Origin of the sequence: Halorhodospira halochloris (assembly GCF_002356555.2) — a bacterium.
Taxonomy (GTDB): domain Bacteria; phylum Pseudomonadota; class Gammaproteobacteria; order Nitrococcales; family Halorhodospiraceae; genus Halorhodospira; species Halorhodospira halochloris.
The window spans coordinates 712,218-731,288 of the sequence record NZ_AP017372.2; the positions used below are offsets into that span (position 1 = coordinate 712,218).

General features: G+C 56.8%; 16 protein-coding genes, 1 tRNA gene, 1 other RNA gene and 1 pseudogene. 15 read left to right on the forward strand and 4 right to left on the reverse strand.

Annotated elements, in window-relative coordinates; genetic code table 11:
- Positions 1-26: 26 nt before the first annotated feature.
- Both HH1059_RS03425 and HH1059_RS03430 read right to left on the reverse strand, forming a co-directional pair.
- Positions 27-434, reverse strand: coding sequence for an NfeD family protein (locus HH1059_RS03425; RefSeq protein ID WP_096408325.1), 408 nt, complete (start codon positions 432-434; stop codon positions 27-29).
- A 34-nt stretch (positions 435-468) separates the two neighbouring features.
- Complete coding sequence (locus HH1059_RS03430; RefSeq protein WP_096408328.1) at positions 469-2,133, reverse strand: BCCT family transporter; 1,665 nt, start codon at positions 2,131-2,133, stop codon at positions 469-471.
- An 87-nt stretch (positions 2,134-2,220) separates the two neighbouring features.
- Between HH1059_RS03430 and HH1059_RS03435 the strand changes: the two genes are divergently transcribed.
- The 6 genes from HH1059_RS03435 to HH1059_RS03460 all read left to right on the forward strand — a co-directional run bounded on the left by HH1059_RS03435 (position 2,221) and on the right by HH1059_RS03460 (position 5,837).
- Positions 2,221-2,309, forward strand: a tRNA-Ser gene (locus HH1059_RS03435).
- A gap of 14 nt (positions 2,310-2,323) precedes the next feature.
- Positions 2,324-2,421, forward strand: an RNA gene (gene ffs / locus HH1059_RS03440) — signal recognition particle sRNA small type.
- A gap of 36 nt (positions 2,422-2,457) precedes the next feature.
- A complete protein-coding gene (dnaX, locus tag HH1059_RS03445; protein WP_096408330.1) occupies positions 2,458-4,176 on the forward strand; it encodes a DNA polymerase III subunit gamma/tau in 1,719 nt (572 codons plus the stop codon).
- 6 nt (positions 4,177-4,182) lie between these two features.
- Positions 4,183-4,509, forward strand: coding sequence for a YbaB/EbfC family nucleoid-associated protein (locus HH1059_RS03450; protein WP_096408333.1), 327 nt, complete (start codon positions 4,183-4,185; stop codon positions 4,507-4,509).
- 70 nt (positions 4,510-4,579) lie between these two features.
- Complete coding sequence (gene recR / locus HH1059_RS03455) at positions 4,580-5,197, forward strand: recombination mediator RecR (protein WP_096408335.1); 618 nt, start codon at positions 4,580-4,582, stop codon at positions 5,195-5,197.
- A gap of 292 nt (positions 5,198-5,489) precedes the next feature.
- On the forward strand, positions 5,490-5,837 hold the full coding sequence (locus HH1059_RS03460; protein WP_096408338.1) for a histidine triad nucleotide-binding protein: 348 nt from the start codon (positions 5,490-5,492) through the stop codon (positions 5,835-5,837).
- Between the two features lie 203 nt (positions 5,838-6,040).
- On the opposite strand, the gene HH1059_RS03465 is transcribed toward HH1059_RS03460, so the two are convergent.
- Positions 6,041-7,516 carry an HDOD domain-containing protein gene (locus tag HH1059_RS03465; RefSeq protein ID WP_162549341.1) on the reverse strand — a complete coding sequence of 492 codons (1,476 nt, stop codon included), beginning with the start codon at positions 7,514-7,516 and terminating at the stop codon, positions 6,041-6,043.
- Positions 7,517-7,734: 218 nt separating this feature from the next.
- Between HH1059_RS03465 and motA the strand changes: the two genes are divergently transcribed.
- The 4 genes and pseudogenes from motA to HH1059_RS03485 all read left to right on the forward strand — a co-directional run bounded on the left by motA (position 7,735) and on the right by HH1059_RS03485 (position 11,147).
- A complete protein-coding gene (gene motA / locus HH1059_RS03470; RefSeq protein ID WP_096408343.1) occupies positions 7,735-8,607 on the forward strand; it encodes a flagellar motor stator protein MotA in 873 nt (290 codons plus the stop codon).
- Positions 8,608-8,622: 15 nt separating this feature from the next.
- Positions 8,623-9,438, forward strand: a pseudogene (locus HH1059_RS13915) (flagellar motor protein MotB); the annotation flags it as partial.
- Between the two features lie 312 nt (positions 9,439-9,750).
- Positions 9,751-10,302, forward strand: coding sequence for an oligoribonuclease (orn, locus tag HH1059_RS03480; protein ID WP_096408348.1), 552 nt, complete (start codon positions 9,751-9,753; stop codon positions 10,300-10,302).
- Between the two features lie 38 nt (positions 10,303-10,340).
- Positions 10,341-11,147 (forward strand): sulfurtransferase, encoded by an 807-nt coding sequence (locus tag HH1059_RS03485; protein ID WP_096408350.1) that lies wholly within the window; start codon positions 10,341-10,343, stop codon positions 11,145-11,147.
- Positions 11,148-11,283: 136 nt separating this feature from the next.
- Here the strand turns inward: HH1059_RS03485 and ppsA are convergent, their stop codons facing one another.
- A complete protein-coding gene (gene ppsA / locus HH1059_RS03490; protein WP_096410308.1) occupies positions 11,284-13,653 on the reverse strand; it encodes a phosphoenolpyruvate synthase in 2,370 nt (789 codons plus the stop codon).
- Positions 13,654-13,764: 111 nt separating this feature from the next.
- On the opposite strand from ppsA, the gene ppsR reads away from it, so the two are divergent.
- From ppsR to HH1059_RS03515, 5 genes are all read left to right on the forward strand, one after another.
- The gene (gene ppsR, locus HH1059_RS03495; RefSeq protein ID WP_096408353.1) at positions 13,765-14,598 is read left to right on the forward strand and encodes a posphoenolpyruvate synthetase regulatory kinase/phosphorylase PpsR; all 834 of its coding nucleotides are present in this window, start codon (positions 13,765-13,767) and stop codon (positions 14,596-14,598) included.
- 275 nt (positions 14,599-14,873) lie between these two features.
- On the forward strand, positions 14,874-15,314 hold the full coding sequence (locus HH1059_RS03500) for a DUF1249 domain-containing protein (RefSeq protein WP_096410309.1): 441 nt from the start codon (positions 14,874-14,876) through the stop codon (positions 15,312-15,314).
- 100 nt (positions 15,315-15,414) lie between these two features.
- Positions 15,415-15,939, forward strand: coding sequence for an Rrf2 family transcriptional regulator (locus tag HH1059_RS03505; RefSeq protein ID WP_096408355.1), 525 nt, complete (start codon positions 15,415-15,417; stop codon positions 15,937-15,939).
- The gene (locus tag HH1059_RS03510) at positions 15,860-17,389 is read left to right on the forward strand and encodes a sensor domain-containing diguanylate cyclase (protein WP_096408358.1); all 1,530 of its coding nucleotides are present in this window, start codon (positions 15,860-15,862) and stop codon (positions 17,387-17,389) included. Before HH1059_RS03505 ends, HH1059_RS03510 begins: the two co-directional genes overlap by 80 nt.
- A 43-nt stretch (positions 17,390-17,432) precedes the next feature.
- Entirely contained in the window at positions 17,433-18,962 is a 1,530-nt protein-coding gene (locus tag HH1059_RS03515; RefSeq protein ID WP_338033909.1) for a Ppx/GppA phosphatase family protein, read from the forward strand.
- Positions 18,963-19,071 lie beyond the last annotated feature (109 nt).

The window sequence follows — 19,071 nt, forward strand, 5'->3', positions numbered from 1 at the left end:
TGAAATTCTTCCAATGCGCCATAGGTTTACGTGGTCGGCTTAACGAACGCGGTCAGACCGTCGACACCGAATACCTCAACGTCCTCCCCTGGTTTAAAAGAGTGGTGATCAACACTGCGAGCCTGCCAAATCTCACCTTTGACGCGTACCTGGCCCGGTTTGTTGGGGGTGATTTCCCGCACCACCTCCCCGCGCTCGCCGATCAATGCCTCCTGGCCCATAGGATAGTACAGCCAGGCGGTACGTGCGAATACCGGGTATAAGATTAGGTCCTTTATCAGCCATGCTATGAATATGAGAATCGCAGTGCTGGCACTGACCAGGTTGTGATTAGCTGCAATAGCCGCCAGGATTGCGATAAGCAGCAGTCCTGGCAACTGGATAAGCCAATAGCTTATGGCCGGGTGCGTTCCTTGTTGGGTGCGCTTCAACATAATCTATGCCTTCATCCCAGGCGCCAGCCAAGAGTTAAATTTTGCCCTTCAGGCGCAACAATTTCTGCTCATGACGAAGACCGAGGAAGAGGCTTGCACAGATTAACAGAAGGACTACGGTGAATGGTAAGCCGGCTGTTACTGCCCCGGATTGCAGCGCCTCGAGGGCGGCATCGCCACCGGCGTAGAGCAGTGTGCCGGCGATTAGCCCCTGCAGGATTACCCAATAGATGCGCTGAACCTCGGGGGCATTGGTCTTGCCTCCGGAGGTAATACTGTCGATTACCAGCGAGCCTGAATCTGATGAAGTAACGAAGAAGATCAGTACCAGGAAGACCCCGATGGCTGAGGTCAGCATAGCCAGCGGCAGTTCGTTGAGCATGTGGAACAGGGCCATCGACTCATCGTCGCCTAGTCCCGCGGCAAGGTTACCTATACCTTCACGGGCCTGCTCTACCCCTGTGCCGCCGAAGGCAGCTATCCAGAAGATTGTAACCGCGGTAGGGACGATTAGCACAGCGGTCATGAACTCGCGTACACTGCGTCCGCGCGAGACTCGGGCGATAAACATGCCGACGAACGGCGACCAGGATATCCACCAGGCCCAGTAAAATACTGTCCAGTCATGGAGGAATTTGGTGTCCTCGCGCCCCACCGGGTTGCTCAGCGGTAGGAACGTTTCGAGATAGCCTGTGCCGGTGGTGTAGACGTAGCCGGCAAAGGCGATCGCCCCGGCGTTGACTATGATATAGAGCATCAGCAGTCCGGCGATCGAGATATTGATGTTGCTCAAGATCTTAATGCCTCGATCAATGCCGCGCAGGACTGAGATCAGGGCGATTGAGGTTACTGCCACTATGACCGCGATCTGTGTGGCCAGGGTGTTGGGTACGCCAGTAAATATGTAACTCAACCCGCTCGCTGCCTGTTGCGCACCTAGGCCAAGCGAGGTTGCGAGGCCGAAGACGGTAGCCAGTACGGCCAGTAAGTCGATTATATGCCCTATTGGGCCCCAGGTGCGCTCGCCCAGTAGCGGGTAGAATGCTGAGCGCACGGTCATCGGCAGACCTTTGTTGTAGGCAAAGAAGGCCAAGGCCAGGGCCATGATCCCGTATATAGCCCAGGGGTGCAGTCCCCAGTGATAAATCGTGGCACCGAGGGCGGCACGAGCACCCTGTTCGGTTTCGGCCTCGACGTTAAGCGGGGTGCCCCACCAGTCGGTGTAGAAGGCCACCGGTTCGGCGACGCTCCAGAACATCAGGCCGATACCCATGCCGGCGGCAAAAAGCATTGCAAACCAGGACAGTACTGAGAAATCCGGTTTGGCATCGGGACCGCCGATACGTACCTTGCCGACCGGTAAGACAATGAGCAGCAGGCAGAAGATGACAAAGATGTTGCCGGCGATTAGGAACAGCCAGTCGAAGTTGACGCGGGAGAATTCGAGTGCGGCATCTAGGGCCACTTTGGCCATGCCGCCGTCATCGGCAGCAGGATCGGTGAATATCAACGCTCCAATGACAAAGACTATTATCAGCAGCGAGCTGACTACGAAGACCGGGTTATGTAGTTCCAGCCCAAGTGGCTTTATGTTCTGGTCATCAAGGTGGCTGCGGGTGTCGTACTCGCGCTCTAGGGCGGCTATTTGATCTTGCGCCTGCCCATTCTGGTCCGGTTTTTGGCTGTTGTGATCGCTCACGACTTATCTGACCTTTCAGCAGTTCGTCTAACTCTTAGTTTGCGTAGCGTCGTGCGCTAGTTTAGAGTATATCAGCTAAACATGCGAGGAGAGGTGGCCGAGCGGTCGAAGGCGCACGCCTGGAAAGCGTGTGTACCGTCAAGGTACCGAGGGTTCGAATCCCTCCCTCTCCGCCAGGCGATGGTGGCCGCATTGGTCCCCCCGCGACGACACGCTGCGAACCCCGTCAGGCCCGGAAGGGAGCAGCGGCAGCAGCGCCCGTCGGGCGCCGGGGTGTGGCTGGTGTGGCCGCCTCCATCTTGCTAGTGGAGCCGCTCCAGGCCAATGACCTATCAAGCCCTTGCGCGAAAATGGCGTCCCCGCCGGTTCGAAGATGTGGCGGGTCAAGAGCATATACTGCGCGCCCTGAGTAACGCCCTCGCGGACGGGCGCATCCATCACGCCTATCTGTTCAGCGGTACCCGCGGTATAGGTAAGACCACGGTAGCCCGAATCCTTGCCAAGTGTCTGAATTGTGAAGAGGGCATCACTGCTACTCCGTGTCGGGAGTGTCCAAGCTGTCGCGAGATAGACCAGGGCCGATTCGTCGATTTGATCGAGGTAGATGCCGCCTCGCGCACCCGGGTCGAGGATACTCGCGAGCTGCTCGATAATGTGCAGTATTCACCCAGCCGGGGGCGCTTCAAGGTCTATATCATTGATGAGGTGCACATGCTCTCGGGCAGTAGCTTCAATGCGCTGCTCAAGACCCTTGAAGAGCCGCCTGATCACGTCAAGTTTCTGCTTGCCACTACCGATCCACAGAAATTGCCGGTTACAGTCCTCTCGCGCTGTCTGCAATTTCATCTGCGCCGTTTGCCGAGTGCCCTGATCTGTGAGCGGTTGCTTAAGATTGCCGGCGATGAAGGCGTCGAGGTCGATAGCGGCGCAGCGCTGCGCTTAGCCCGTGCCGCTGATGGCAGCATGCGTGACTCTCTGAGTTTGCTCGATCAGGCCCTCGCCTATGGCGATGGCGCGGCTCGCGAAGACGAAGTGGCCGCCATGCTTGGTTCCCTGGAGGGCAGCCAGGTGCTTGATATCATTGAGGCCCTGGCTGGAGGGGATAGTGATAGGGTGGTCCGCGCAGCGCGCGATCTAGCTGAGCAGGCAGCGGATTTCGATGCCATCCTGAGCGAGGTCGTGGCTACGGTACACACTCTGGCGTTGGCTCAGCAGGCGCCCGGGGTTATAGCTGAGGATGAGCCCGAGCGCGAACGGTTGTTGCGTCTGGCTCAGCAAATCAGTGGCGAGGATCTGCAGCTTTACTATCAGATTGGCATCCATGCCCGCCGCGACCTGCCTTATGCGCCCGATCCGGCAACCGGTTTCGAGATGGCGTTATTGCGGATGCTGGCGTTCCGCCCGGCGCAGATGCCACCTCGCGATGGTCGGGCCCAAGGCAGCGGGTCCCGGGACAGCAGGCCCGAGGATGGCGGACCCGGCAATAGCGGCGGGGGATCGCCGATCTCCTCAGCAGGCGCAGGGCGCACCCTTGCACAGCAGGGCGCAACGCAGCAGCAAGCAGGCAATAAAGTGCAGCAGCATGGCGCCAGTCAGCAGCCAGCGGCCCCAGAGCCAGGTCAGCTCGGCGGGCAGCAGGGTGCTGCATCCGCAGCGGCCGACTACTGGCGTAATGTTGTTGGCCAGCTTGATGGTATGCTGTACGCACTGGCCAGCCATTGCCAATGGGGCGGCAGGGATGGTAACCGTATAACCTTGCATCTTGATCAGGCGCAGCGCTATCTGCTCAATGATGAGCGCCGCCAGAGGTTGTGTGAGGCCTTACAGAGTAGTTTTGGCGAGGGGCAGCTTGAGTTGCGTATTGAGGTGATGGATACTCAGCTTACCCCAGCACAACAGGAGCAGCAGCGTCAGCAGGAGTTGCAGCAGCAGGCTGAAGAGAGCCTGCGCCAAGATCCGGGCCTGCAAGGGTTGCAGGATGCTTTCGATGCGCAGGTGCAAGGTGTACGGCCGATAGATGATTTACAGCAGAAACAGAGGTAGGCAGTCGTGATGAAAGGTGGACTTGGCAACATTATGAAGCAGGCGCAGAAGATGCAGGAAGATATGCAGAAGGCGCAGGAAGAGATAGCAGCTATGGAGATAACCGGCGAGGCCGGTGCCGGCATGGTTAAGGTCTTAATGACCGGCAAACAAGAGGTGCGCAAGGTAGATATAGATCCCTCGCTGTTCGAGGATGACCGGGAGATGGTTGAGGACCTGGTCGCTGCGGCGTTCAACGATGCGGTGCAGAAGGTCCAGCGCGAAAGCCAGGAGAGAATGTCCGGCATGGCCGAAAGCATGGGGTTGCCGCCCGGGATGAAGATGCCGTTTTGATCTTTTCTGACTGCTGTTTAGGTATTTCCCGGTAGTGCTCACAGGGATTTGATGGGGCCAATTAAAGCCCATGGGTAGCGCTTTTTCACCAGGATTGACTGAGCTTATCGACTCGTTGCGCCGGCTGCCTGGTGTTGGTGCCCGGACCGCGCAGCGGATGGCGTTGCATCTAATGCAGCGCGATCGTGATGGGGCTCGGCGGCTTGCAGCGGCCCTGAGCAACGCTGCAGACAGGGTCGGCGAGTGCCGTGATTGCGGTATTCTCACCGAGCAGCAGCTGTGCAGTATTTGCTCTAGCCCCAAGCGCGACCGTTCCCTGTTGTGCATCGTTGAGAGTAGCGCCGATGTTATCGCCCTGGAGCAGGCTACTGATTTTAGCGGCGTCTACTTGGTGCTCGGAGGCCAATTATCCCCGTTGGATGGTATCGGGCCCGAGGAGTTAGGGTTGGATCGCCTCGAGCAACGCCTTGCAGCTGGGCAGATAAGCGAGATAATCCTCGCCACCAGCCCTACGGTTGAAGGCGAGGCCACCGCTCATTATGTTCGCGAAATGGCTTGCGAGTATGCCGTGCGCACTACCCGTATAGCCCACGGGGTTCCCATGGGCGGTGCACTTGAGCAAGTCGATCAGGGGACACTTTCTCACGCCTTCCTGGGTAGGCAAGAATATGGTGGTAGCTCACAATAGGGGACTATCCCTGGGCCACTTAACCGCTCCGGAGTGGAGGACGCCGTAAATCCGTCCCTGGAGGGTGCCTCTAAAACTTCGCCGGCGCCACTCATCCGCCCCGGTGTGGAGGTCTTGGCGCCAGGGATGGCGCCATGAAGCCTCCAGGGATGGATTCACGGCGTCCTCCACAACGGGGCGGATGGTGGCGCCGGCGAAGTTTTTAGAGGTTCCCTGGAGCGGTTGAGTGGCCCCGGGGGATTTAATGGTTCCGAATATAGTCCACTGTTCATATTCAGCTTGAGGATGCAGGATGTCAGTTGAGGAAATCTTCGCGCAGATTGCACGTGGCGAGGGTGACGCCGATGTCGTTTATGAGTCGGAGCAGGTGGTAGCCTTTCGCGACATCAACCCGCAGGCCCCGGTACACGTGCTGGTCATTCCGCGTCGCCAGATCCAGACCCTGGAAGAGCTAACCCCCGAGGATGGTGATCTGTTGGGGGAGATGTTCACTGCGGCGCGTGAAGTAGCCCGCCGTGAGGGCATAGCCCAGAGCGGTTATCGGACTGTATTTAACTGCGGCCCGGATGGTGGCCAGGAAGTCTATCATCTTCATCTGCACGTAATCGGCGGCCGCCCGTTAAAGTGGCCTCCAGGCTGAAAGAATGGGCGCTGAAAGCTTAGCGTTCTCCGAGAAAAACTTCGCCGGCGCCACCATCTGCCCCGGTGTGGAGGTCTTGGCGCCAGGGATGGCGCCATGAAGCCTCCAGGGATGGATCCACGGCGTCCTCCACACCGGGGCATATGATGGCGCCGGCGAAGTTTTAGAGGTTCCCCGAGGCTGACTTGCCGCCTTGGAGAGGGTTATTTGCTGAGCTCTTTCAGGCGCACGCTGGCGAGTGCACAGAGTCGGCGAAACCTCTTGAAGCTCGTCTCGTCGAGGCGGTTGTCAACTCTGTGCCGGTCGGCGTAAAAAATGCCGCGCGGCACTTCACCGACATAGAGCGAGGCTAGGAAAAACGAACGCCCTGCAGCTATCCCTATCAAGGGGGCTGGGGCCCGGCCGCGCATGCGGTCAAAGCGATTGGGCTGCAGCCATACTGCCGCCGGTTTTGCCATGAGATCCTGGATAAGCGAAGGGCGCGATATGTCGACGCGGAAGCGGTGAAAGAGAGGATCACCTGTAGCGCCCAATACGAACTTTGCGGCTAGGGTCTCACGATCGGGCCTCAGTTCGGCATAAAGGACCCTGCTCAACCCCAAGCCATCGTATAGTCCGCTCATAGCCAAGTTCAGCACTGCGTCGTCCTGCTTGGCAGGCTCATTGCGTATCTTCAGTTTTTCTATTGAACGGGAATAGTCGCGCCGCTCAAGTTCGTTGCGGACTCGATTAAAGATATTCAGTCGTGGTGCCAAGCAGACACCGCCCTTCGCTTGACCATGGGAGAGGTACGGATTGGGGGCGGCGTCGACAGAGCCCTCTTCGCCCTCGCCAAGGAGCAATGGGGCGAAGGTTACCGGTTTCCAGGGCAATAGCGAGCTGGCATCGCGCGCTCCGGCTGTTATCTCCTCCTGGATACTATCTTCGCTAATCTCCAGTAGCTCACTAATCGCTTCAATTAGCGGCTTCATCTCGGGGTGCTCCCAACCCTGACGGGCTAGTGCGGCTAAACGCGCCGCTAGCCCAACCGCCCAGCTGCGCGGTGAGCGGGTGTCGGCGGCCATTGAGTGGCTTGATTCGGCGACTAGATTGGGTAACTTCCAGGCCTGCGCCAGGGCTTGATTCAGCTCTCCTAAGGAAAAGCCGAGAGTGACGTACTCTGCTTCAGAGGCGTATGTTGGCTCTGGGGCCATTTCATGGATGGCGCGCATTACCGCGCCGTGATCATGGATCCACATGGCCAGCTCAGCACTATGGCGCAGCATGGCGGCAGTGAATACCTCATTGGGCAACATATCGGCCAATTTGAATGCCCAGCGCCGTGCCTGACAGGCGGCGTGTATTGCCCGCTCACAGGTGAATAGATAGCCGCGGTAGTTGTCAGCATTGAGAGTATCCTGTGCCCCCGTCATGCTAGCGATGACCTTCTGCAGGCCGCCGGTACCGCGCATTAAGACGGCCTCTTCCATGCTGTGTATGCCGCCTTCAAAATGTCGCGGGGCAATGGCGTTAACGTCTCTGATCAAGTTCAAGACCAGCGCTGGGTCCCCATATACTTGTTCGGCCAAATCTCTGGGAGAGAGATCGAAATCGATGCTATGGGTGGGGATCCGCGGCAGCCGTGTCTCAGATAAGATGGCAACCCAGTCTGTAATTCTTTGCGTATAATGCTGAGCCATAGAGATCCTGTTATTGTATGGGAGCATTCGACTATTTCATTGGGGGGTGCTCTACCCAAACAGCTTTCGTAGCCCCCGTGCCAGGGGGTTAAGGGTAACAGAATACTAGTAACGCCTGAGTTTATAAATCAAACATCAAGCCCCGAGCCTTATTAGCGCACATAGGTTACACTGTGCGACGGCGATTTGCTTAGGTGCGAGGGTAGGATAAGCAGACCATGATAGTACTAATCGGCGCCGCTATCGCGTTCTTCTCGGTTATAGTTGGCTATGCAGCGCACGGCGGCCACCTGACCATCCTGTGGCAGCCTTATGAGTTTTTGATCATCTTCGGTGCGGCGATTGGCGGCTTTTTGATCGCCAATCCTATGAAGATCATCCGCCAAGTTATATCGACCGTGCCGAAGATACCTGGTGGTGCGCCCTATTCGCGCGAACATTATATGGACTTGCTGGCGCTGCTCTACGAGATATTTCAGCGTGCTCAGAAGGATGGGCTGCTTTCGATCGAGGATGATGTAGATAACCCGCACGAGAGCGAACTCTTTCAGTCATATCCGCGGATCCTAAATGATCATGTGGCGCTGGAATTTCTCTGTGATTATCTGCGCCTCATGGTGGGTGGCAATATGAACCCCTTTGAGATGGAAAATCTCATGGATGTCGAGATAGAGACCCACCATAAAGAGGCCGAAAGACCAGCGGCAGCAGTCAATAAAGTAGCTGACGCTATGCCAGGGTTCGGTATTGTGGCAGCGCTTTTGGGCGTAGTTATTGCGTTGGGTTCACTCGACGCTGATGTTATGACAATCGGTGGACTGGTGGCCTCTGCGCTGATAGGTACGTTTACCGGTATTTTTGCCGGCTATGCCTTTATTGGTCCGGTCGGGCAGGCGATGGAGCATCGAGTCACTGAACAGACCAAATTCCTTGAGACAATTAAGGTGACATTGCTGGCTGTGCTCAACGGATATAAGCCGGTTGTGGCTGTGGAGTTTGGCCGTAAGGCGATGTTCGAGGCCGAGCGCCCGACCTTCTTTGAGCTGGAAGAGCATGTGAAGATGATGGCCGCCAAGAAGCAGGAAGGATAGGGCGGATCGATACCCATGGTCGATGAGAATAAGACCCGCCCGATAGTAGTAAAACGGGTTAAGAAGGCAGAGCACGGCCATCACGGAGGGTCGTGGAAGATAGCCTTTGCCGACTTCATGACGGCGATGTTTGCTATCTTTCTGGTGCTTTGGTTGTTGTTGGCGCTGGATGATGATCAGCGCCGGGGGATTGGTCAGTATTTCCAAGATCCGACGGCATTTAAGGATCCGGCGAGTCGTGAGGTGATTGATTTTGAGGGCGAGCGGCAGGCTCCAATCGACCTAGAAGGTATGCCTATTGGTCGGGATTGGTTGGAGACCGAAGAGATGCGCGAACTCGCCGAAGACTTCCATGAGAGGGTCATGGGGATTCCCGAGCTGGAAGATTATCACGACCAAATCCTCATGGATCTGACAGAAGATGGGCTCCGTATTCAGCTAGTCGATGAAGAAGGGCGGCCCATGTATGAGTCGGGTAGTGCTCAGCCTGAACCGCACACCCAAAGGATACTCCGTGCTCTGGCCGAGGCCTTCGAGGGAATCCCTAATCCGATATCCATTTCCGGACACACTGATGCCCGTCCCTTTGTGCGCGATGACTACGATAATTGGTTCCTTTCGGCAGATCGGGCCAATGAGGCACGGGTGATTCTGCGTGACGCCGGTTTAGGCAGCGATCGCGTGGCTCAGGTCTCGGGCTATGCTGATACTATTCCCTTTGATAGAGAAGATCCTCGTTCGCCGGTAAACAGGCGTATATCTCTTACCCTGCTTAGCCCCGATGCGATATCAAGAATTGCCGAGCGGGAGGGATCGGTAGGTGAGTCGTTGGATATGGGACAGCTAGAAGAGGGTGGTCCAGTTGACCTGCTGACCCCGGAGGAGCGCCGCGAACGTGATGAGGGGGCGCAGTTAAGGCGTGAGCAGCCGCCTGACGTTGAAGACCCGGAACCGGAGCAAGAGGCTGAGGACCCGGAACCGGAGCGAGAGGCTGAAGAGCCGGAGGGCGAGCCTGATGGAGAGGATGCGGAAGGGGAGCCGCGTGATCTGTTAACCCCGGAGGAGAGAAGGCGGCCTGAGCCGGAGACTTGGTGATGTCAGTGGGCCGTTTTTGTCGTTAGTCGAGCATTATTTGGAGATTATATGGGCCTTTCGAAATGGAACTTGATTTGGATCGACCTTGAGATGACCGGGCTCGATCCGAGTCAGGATCGCATAATCGAGATGGCGGCAATTGTTACAGATAGCAACCTGGATGTTATTGCTGAAAGCCCAATTCTGGTGATCAATCAATCTCAGCAAGTGCTGCAGAACATGGATGAATGGAATACCAAGCAGCATAATCAGTCGGGTTTGATAGAGAGGGTTCGCTCTAGCACTATGGATGAGGTTCAAGCCGAGGATGAGATGCTGCGGTTCCTCGGTCAGTATGTGCCGGCAGGTGTCTCACCTATGTGCGGGAATAGTATATGTCAGGATCGGCGCTTTATGGCGCGCTGGATGCCGCGCTTGGAGGCTTATTTCCATTACCGCCACATAGATGTTAGCACCCTTAAAGAGCTGGCACGGCGTTGGGCTCCAGGCGTTGCTCAGGGAGTCTCCAAAAGTGGTTCCCATTTGGCGCTCGACGATGTGCGCGACTCAATCGCAGAGTTACGTCACTATAGGCGCGAGTTTATGCGCTTGCCCGTCTAAGGTAGGCCAGGTTTTCGCTCAGGAAGAAAGATCACCCTATGCTTTTATCTCCCCAACAGCTGAATGATCGACTCGGATCCGCGGGTGTGCTAGTCGTCGATGTCGGCGACCGCTCACGTTATCAAAAGACGCACATACCGGGGGCTGTTCAGCTCGACTATGAAGTCCTTGTTAAACGCGAGCCGCCGGCGATGGGCTTGGCCCCGGAGCCTGATTGTTTGGCTCGGGATTTGGCGGCTGTCGGGATAAGTGACGACATTGAGGTCGTGGCCTACGACTCGGACGGTTGTGGCAAGGCCAGCCGCCTTGCCTGGAGCCTGGATTGGCTTGGCCATCCGCGTCATTTCATTCTAGATGGCGGATTGCAGGGGTGGTTGGAAAGTGATCTGCCGGTTGGCAGAGAGCCGACTCAACCTAAACCGGCCTATCTGGATGAACAGGCGCGCGCACCTCATTGCTTGGTTGATTCGCAGTGGGTGTTACAGCGGCTGAATGATCCTGAGGTAGTGTTGCTCGACTGCCGTACCCGTGAGGAGTACACCGGGGAGCAATCCTTAGCTGAACGCGGCGGGCATATACCTGGGGCTGTCCACTTGGACTGGGCTGATCTTAAGGATCCCGAGGCAGCCCCAGCCTTGCGCAGCGAGGCTGAGCTGCGTGCCATGCTGGCCGAGCGGGGAGTGACAGCGGAGCAAGATATAGTGGTCTACTGTCAAAGCCACCACCGTTCGTCGTTGATGTACGTCGTCTTGCGCACCCTCGGCTTTGCTGGCGTGCGGGCCTATGCGGGGTCTTGGTCGGAGTGGGGTAATAATCCGGATCTGCCGGTTGCGGTGACAGAATAACGGCGGCCAATTAGGGAAACTCTAAAACTCCCCGTGGGGAGATTTTAGATGTCCCCATCAGTAGGGCTAGTCATAGCTAAAATAAGCCCCCGCCCAAGTTAGGGCGGGGACGGCGGCTTTGGCTGGCTCCTTTGGCTTACTCCTGGCCAGCTAGATAGAGCCACGTCTCAACCACCGAGTCGGGGTTTAACGAGACGCTCTCAATCCCCTGTTCCATCAGCCAGCGGGCCAGATCTGGATGGTCCGAGGGGCCTTGGCCGCAAATACCGACGTATTTGCTGTGCCGGTTACAGGCTTGGATGGCCATCGATAGCATGCGTTTGACAGCCTCATCGCGCTCATCGAATAGGTGAGCGATTGTTCCCGAGTCGCGGTCAAGGCCCAGGGTAAGCTGGGTAAGGTCGTTCGAGCCAATGGAGAAACCGTCGAACATCTCCAGAAACTCGTCGGCGAGTACCGCGTTCGATGGCAGCTCGCACATCATCATGACCTTCAAGCCATTCTTGCCTCGTTCCAGACCGTTTTCGGCCAGCAGGCTGATGGCGCGCTCGCCTTCGCTGAGCGTGCGTACGAACGGCACCATGATCCAGACGTTATCCAGGGCCATATCATCGCGCACCTTGCGTAAGGCCCGGCACTCAAGCTTGAAGCAGTCCTGGAAATGCGGTGCTATGTAGCGCGAGGCGCCGCGGAAACCGATCATCGGGTTCTCTTCGTGCGGCTCGTACTTCTCACCGCCGATCAGGTTGGCGTACTCGTTAGACTTGAAGTCCGAGAGGCGCACTATGACCGGCTTGGGATAGAACGCTGCACCGAGCATTGAGATGCCCTCGGCGAGCTTATCTACGTAGAACTCTTCGGGGTTTATGTAGCCGGCGGTCTGTGAATCTATGACCCGCTTAACCGATGGTTCCTGCTGATCGTACTCGAGAAGAGCTTTGGGGTGAATGCCGATCATGCGGTTGATGATGAACTCTACCCGGGCCAGTCCGACTCCCTCATTAGGCAGGAAGCTAAAATCGAAGGCCCGGTCGGGGTTGCCGACGTTCATCATAATCTTGAACGGGATTTCGGGCATATCCTTCAAAGAGACCTCGCGGACCTCAAAGTCCTGCAGGCCTTCGTAGATAAAGCCGGTGTCACCTTCAGCGCAGGAGGCTGTAACCTCGACGCTATCGGGGATCTTCTCGGTGGCATCGCCGCAGCCGACAATGGCCGGAATGCCTAGCTCCCGGGCAATTATGGCAGCGTGGCAAGTGCGCCCGCCGCGATTGGTGACAATAGCCGCGGCGCGCTTCATGATCGGCTCCCAGTCGGGGTCGGTCATGTCGGTTACGAGCACATCACCGGGTTGGACACGGTTGATTTCATCAATGCTGGCCACCACCCGTGACGGCCCGGCGCCGATGCGCTGGCCGATGGAGCGCCCTTCGGCGAGAACTTCACCGCGGTTTTTGAGGTGGTAGCGCTCGAGGACTTGGCCACCATCGCGGCTTTTGACAGTTTCAGGGCGAGCTTGGAGGATATATATACGCCCATCGTTGCCGTCTTTGCCCCACTCGATATCCATCGGCCGGCCGTAGTGCTGCTCGATTGTTACCGCCTGCCGGGCAAGGCTATTAATGTCCTCGTCGGTCAAGCAAAACCGCATCCGGTCTTGTTCAGGAACATCCACGGTTTCGACCGTCTTGCCATGGCCGGTTTCGCCCGAGTAGACCATCTTGATGGCCTTACCGCCGAGGCTGCGGCGTAAAATGGCGGGGCGTCCGGCCTCCAGGTTGGGCTTGTAGACGTAGAACTCGTCGGGGTTTACTGCTCCCTGCACGACGGTCTCGCCCAATCCCCAGGCGGCGGTGATGAAGACTGCCTGGTCGAAGCCAGATTCAGTGTCTATGGTGAACATTACGCCTGAGGCGCCGATATCGGAGCGCACCATGCGCTGGATGCCGGCGGACAATGCGACCTGCTCGTGATCAAAACCGTGATGAACCCGGTAGGATATGGCCCGATCGGTGAACAGCGAGGCGAAGACGTGATGGATTGCTTCGCGGATGCCGTCGAGTCCGCGCACGTTGAGGAAGGTCTCCTGCTGGCCGGCGAATGAGGCGTCAGGCAGGTCTTCTGCGGTAGCAGATGAGCGCACTGCGAAAGATGCCTCGCCCGGTGTTTGGGCCTCAAGCTTCTCGTAGCTCTGGCGAATGGCAGCATCGAGGCTTTCCGGCAGCGGGGCATCAAGGATCATCTTACGGATGCGCGCGCCGGTGTTGGCTAGCTGCTCCACATCGTCGACATCCAGGCCGGATAGGGCCTCGCGGATTGCCTCGCGCAGGCCGTTGGCGTCGAGAAATGCCCAGTAAGCGGCTGATGTCGTTGCAAAGCCGCCAGGCACTTGGACACCGGCGCTACTAAGATTGCTGATCATTTCACCGAGAGATGCGTTCTTGCCACCGACTCGATCCACGTCGCCCATTCCTAGGGCGTCTAACTCTACTACATATTCTTGCAAGGCTTTGCTCCCCTGAAGCTTCACTTTCGTGTGTCTGCGATCCACTGTGTCGTAACCGACTCTATGGTCTAATATGACCAGCCGGCTTAAGCGATACTAGGAACGCTACCGATGAGTGACGTGCGCAGGGTGTTTTTTGTTTCAGATCGAACCGGGATAACTGCCGAGGCTCTCGGGCACTCGTTGTTGACCCAGTTCGATGTGGTTACCGAACAAGCAACCATCCCGTTTATCGATTCGGTGGAAAAGTCTCGCGGGGCGCTAAAACGCATCAGAGCAGCCTCTGCTCGTGACCTTAACCGCCCCATCGTCTTCTCTACCATCATCGATCAAGATGTCTTGGCCGTCCTGCGCGACAGCAAGGACATCGTCTTATACGACTTTTTCGACACCTTTATAAAATCGCTAGAGAGCGAGTTGAAGGTGCCGCCACAGCAAATCATCGGCCGTTCCCACGGCATGGCAGATGATAGCATGTACGACATAAGAATTGAGGCCATGAATTTTGCACTGCATCACGATGATGGTGCAACTCTCCGTCACTATGGCCGCTCCGACATAATCCTCGTGGGAGTATCGCGTAGCGGTAAGACCCCGGCAGCGCTCTATTTAGCGCTGCAATACGGTATATACGCAGCTAACTATCCGCTGACCGCTGACGATCTGGTGGATAATCGCTTTGGCTCGGGTTTGCCGCAAGGCCTGCGCCACCAGAAAGACAAATTGTTCGGTTTGACCATCGATCCTGATAGGCTTCATCAGATCCGTCAGGAGAGGCGACCTAATAGTCGCTACGCCGAGTTGCGTCAGTGTGAGTACGAAGTGGCCCGAGCCGAGGCCATGTTTCGCCGCGAGCGGGTTCCTTATCTTGATATAACGACTATGTCCATCGAGGAGATCGCCTCGACCCTCATCCATCAACGCGGTCTTAGTCGGCGAGTTTAGTAGCTGGCATGGTCGATGAAGGAGCCGTTCCCTTTAGGGCGCCTCTAATAACTCCCCTCAGAGCCACTTGGTTGCCCCGCTGTGGAGGCAGCCGTAAATCCATCCCTGGAGGCTTCATGTGGTCACCCCTGGCGCCAAGACCTCCACAGCGGGGCAACCAAGTGGCTCTGAGGGGGAGGTTTAGGAGTTTCGTACAGGTTACTAGTTGAGACTAGTTAAGAGTGGTTGAGAAGTTGTCCCCTTTTTCTTAAGAGCATGTTATTCTCCCGCGCATGATGGAGATCACCTTACCGCCCAAGGGTTCTTTAGAGGCGCCGCCATGTAGCTTTGCGGCGCTTATGGAACTCTGTGAAATCAACTATATCTATATGCGCCGCCTGGCTCCTGACTTGAGAACCGGGTTTAACTCGGGGGGCAAAGTCTCTGTCTCCCGCCATGGGGTAGAGCTCTGCCTAGAGGTTCTTGAGTGCAGCCGCTACACTACCACTACTTTGTTAACTCATCGCTTTCAAGGCGCTGACGGTAACCGTGAGGCCATCCCGGACCTAACAGTGCGCGTATATCATGATGCCCGGGTGGCAGAGGTAATAGAGATGGGCGGGGGCGGCGCACGCTATGCGTCGCTGAGCTTGGCTAAGCGTTGGGCTGAGAACCGATTTTTAAATCGTTGGTTGCTTTTTAGCCTCGGTGAAGGGCACTCTTTTGATCTTGGGTAGTTAGCCTGAATTTGCAGCATTTTTCGAGGGGTTGACTTAGCACGGCTGTTGGGATAGATATGAAGTGTATATTTCCCTCCACCGCTGAAGGTCATGAGCTATGAGATTATCTACAAGAGGTCGCTATGCAGTATCCGCAATGGTCGAGCTGACCCGGAATGTCGGCAAACGTCCGGTAACGCTGGCTGAGATATCTGCAAGCCAGGGTATATCGCTCTCCTATTTGGAGCAGCTGTTTGCGCCGATGCGGCGCGAGAATCTGGTCTACGGAGTGCGAGGTCCAGGAGGTGGATACCGCTTGGCAAAGTCAGCCGACCAGATTACCGTAGCGCAGATCATAATGGCCGTTGATGGCTACGTAGGCGCGCGTACTGAACAAGATACAGGTCAGCCAGCAGCAAGTAGCGAGGAGCAAAAGCAGGCTGTATGGGCGGACTTGAGCAAGCAGGTTTATGAGTTGCTCAACCGCATAACGTTGCAGCAAATGGCTGATGGGTCAGGAGAGATTGCCGCAGTAAGGGGCGATCAAGCGGCAGAGGGGATTGATGAAACCCGAGATCGAGAAGCGTCTCGAACGGGCACAGAGCCTGCCCACAATACCTGGCGTCGCACAGCGAATCGTTGAGCTTGGCCAACAAGCTGAGGTAGATACAACCGAGGTAAGTGAAGTACTGTCACGTGATCCTGCTCTGACCGCTAAGATATTACGTGCAGCCAATTCGCCTATTTTTGCCCACCGACGCAAAGCGAGCAGCTTGCGTGAGGCAATAATGGCCCTGGGGCTAGAGGCTACCTTGACTCTGGCCCTGGGGTTTGTGCTTGTGCGCAACCTGAACTCAGTTTCGGGACGTCTCGACTACCACGCCTTTTGGCGGCGGGCCATGGTCAGTGGCGCTGCTGCTCAGTCCATATCCGAACGTATTGGCAGGTTAAACTCCGAAGAGGTGTTGCTTGCCGGGATGCTACAGGATATCGGCATGCTCGTTTTCGATGCTCTGATGCCGCGGGAGTACGGTCGCTTGGCGGCAGAGGCGGAAGATCATGAGTCTTTACGCCTGGCTGAAAAAAATATCCTTGAGGTCGACCACGCCGAGCTCGGCCTCTGGCTTATGCAGCGCTGGAATTTGCCTGAGTATTTGCAATGTGCAGCATTCGCAAGCCATGAACCAGAGCTTATGGATCTGCCCGAGAATGAGGGTAACCTGTGCCAGCAAAAAGAGTTAGGCAAGATAGTCGCTTTATCGAGTCGGATGGCCGATATCTGGGTCACCCGAGATAGCGATAGTGCCACTATGCAGGCGGCTTCTTTGGCTTATGAGTTCTATGGATGGGATCAAGAAGCGTTTGGAGAAGTGCTGAGTAAAGTGGCTGAACTGGTCAGGCATCTCACTGATGTCTACGAAATTGAGAATACCTCAGTGGAAGATCTGGCTGCCATCTCTGATCAGGCGCGTGAGACTTTGACGCTGCGCAGCCTGCATATGATTCATGAGGCAGCTCAGGAGAGGCGCAGAAACCAAGAGCTCGAGGCTCAGAATAGTATCCTTAAGGATCAGGCGGAAAAAGATGCCCTAACCGAGTTATACAATCGCCGGCACTTAGAGAAACGACTCAAGCAGGCATTTGCCCAGGCGCGCAAGCACAATAAGACTATGGCCTTAGCCTTGATCGACCTCGATTACTTTAAACGGGTAAATGATGAGCTGGGCCATCAGGCTGGCGATGCTGTCCTTTACGGCGTAGCACAAGTGTTACGTCAACAAGTGCGTGATGACGACATCCTGGCGCGTTATGGCGGTGAAGAGTTTTTGCTGGCTCTGCCGGATGTCGGAGAGTTGGCGGCTAAAGGCATAATGCAGCGAATACGCAAGGCTATCGCTGAGACAGAATACTCCCCTGGTGCAGGTGCCCCTGCAAGGCGGATTACTACCTCGATTGGTTATGCGATCAGCGATGGTTCGGATAGTAGGTTGGATAGTGTAGAAGCACTCATTGAGGCTGCCGACAAGGCGCTGTATAGGGCTAAAGTTGGCGGGCGGAATAGGGTCGAGTTGTTTGGGCCAGAAGTTCATTGATTTGTTTATCTTTGCGGCTATGCTAAGAGCAGTGGAGTGAGGTGTGGGAGCTGATTTCGGTGAGCAGGTAGTAGCCGCGGTAGATCTCGGCTCGAATAGCTTTCACATGATCGTTGCCGGGTTGTCCCCCGAGACTGGTACCCTGCGGGTGATAGATCGGCTGCGTGAGACGGTGCGCCTGGCTGAGGGGCTGACCGACCAGGAGAAGAATCTCAATTGCCAGGCCCGCGAGCGGGCCCTGGCCTGCTTGCAGCGTTTCGGCGAGCGCCTGCGCCATTTCGATCCGGGCAACGTTCGGGTTGTCGGCACCAACACCTTGCGCCGTGCCCGTGACGCGGATCAACTCATGAGAGAGGCAGAGCAGGTGCTAGGCCACCCGATTGAGGTTGTCTCGGGCTACGAAGAGGCCCGACTGGTCTACCTAGGTGTAGCCCATAGTCTCGGTTTTGATAGTAGTCGGCGCTTGGTTGTCGACATAGGTGGTGGCAGTACGGAGATTATCATCGGTGAAGGTGAGTCGCCACTGCAGATGGAGAGCATGCATTTAGGGTGTGTGCGGCTAAATAACGAATTTTTCGGCGATGGCAGGATAACCGCTCAGCGAATGGAGCAGGCTGTTCTGCAAGGGAGGCTGGAGCTGGAGCCGGTAGAGGGTAAGTTCCGTGCCTCCGGCTGGCAGAGTGCTGTCGGGGCCTCAGGGACTGTGCGGGCCGTTGCTCATTTTTGCACTCATATGTACGCGACCCCGCCCGGGGTTATTACCGCCGATGCCCTGCTGCGGCTGCGTAAGGCTTTGGTTGAAGATGGCAGCTGTAAGAAGTTGGCCGCCCAAGTTGGCTTGTCTGCAGATCGACAGATAGTCTTCCCGCCAGGAGTTGCGGCGTTGAGCGCCGTCTTCGAGGCCTTGGATATCGATCGCATGGAGGTCTCGGATGGCGCCATGCGCGAGGGCCTACTCTACGATCTCGGCGGTCGGGCTGGTCTGGTTGCGGGGGCCGAGGACGCTCGCGATGCCAGTGTGGCTGCCCTGCGGCGGCGTTATTCGGTAGACGCTGAGCAGGCTGACCGGGTCAGTAGGACAGCCATGCGCTTGCATAGCCAGGTGGCCTCTACCTGGGGGGTAGCCGATCAATTTTGCTGCGATATCCTCGATTGGGCGGCACAACTCCATGAGGTCGGTTTGGATATCTCCCACGCCCAGTATCACAAGCACGGCGCTTACATCCTCAATAACGCCGATATGGCCGGTTTCTCGCGGCAGGAACAGCAGTTGCTGGCTTTCCTGGTGCGAGTGCATAGGCGTAAGCTGGCGCGCAGCCAAATCAGTGCGCTGCCGCAGCGCTGGACGCAGATCGGTACCAGGCTGGCACTGCTATTGCGGCAAGCGGTCCTTTTGCACCGCAGTCGCAGTGAGGAGGATATTGCTGAACCGCGTATCCAGCCCCTTGAGGACGGCTTAAGGGTTTCCTTTGCAGGGAGTGCTTTGGAGGACAATCCTCTGCTGCGCGCTGATCTTGAGCAGGAGCAGCGCTATTTAAGTAAGGCCGGCTGGCGACTTGAGTTTGTTCCATAGGGAGCCGCTATAAACTCCCCACTGAGCCTGGCTGCCTCGATGTGGAGGTCTTGGCGCCAAGGATGGCGCCATGAAGCCTCCAAGGAAGGATTCACGGCGTCCTCCACAT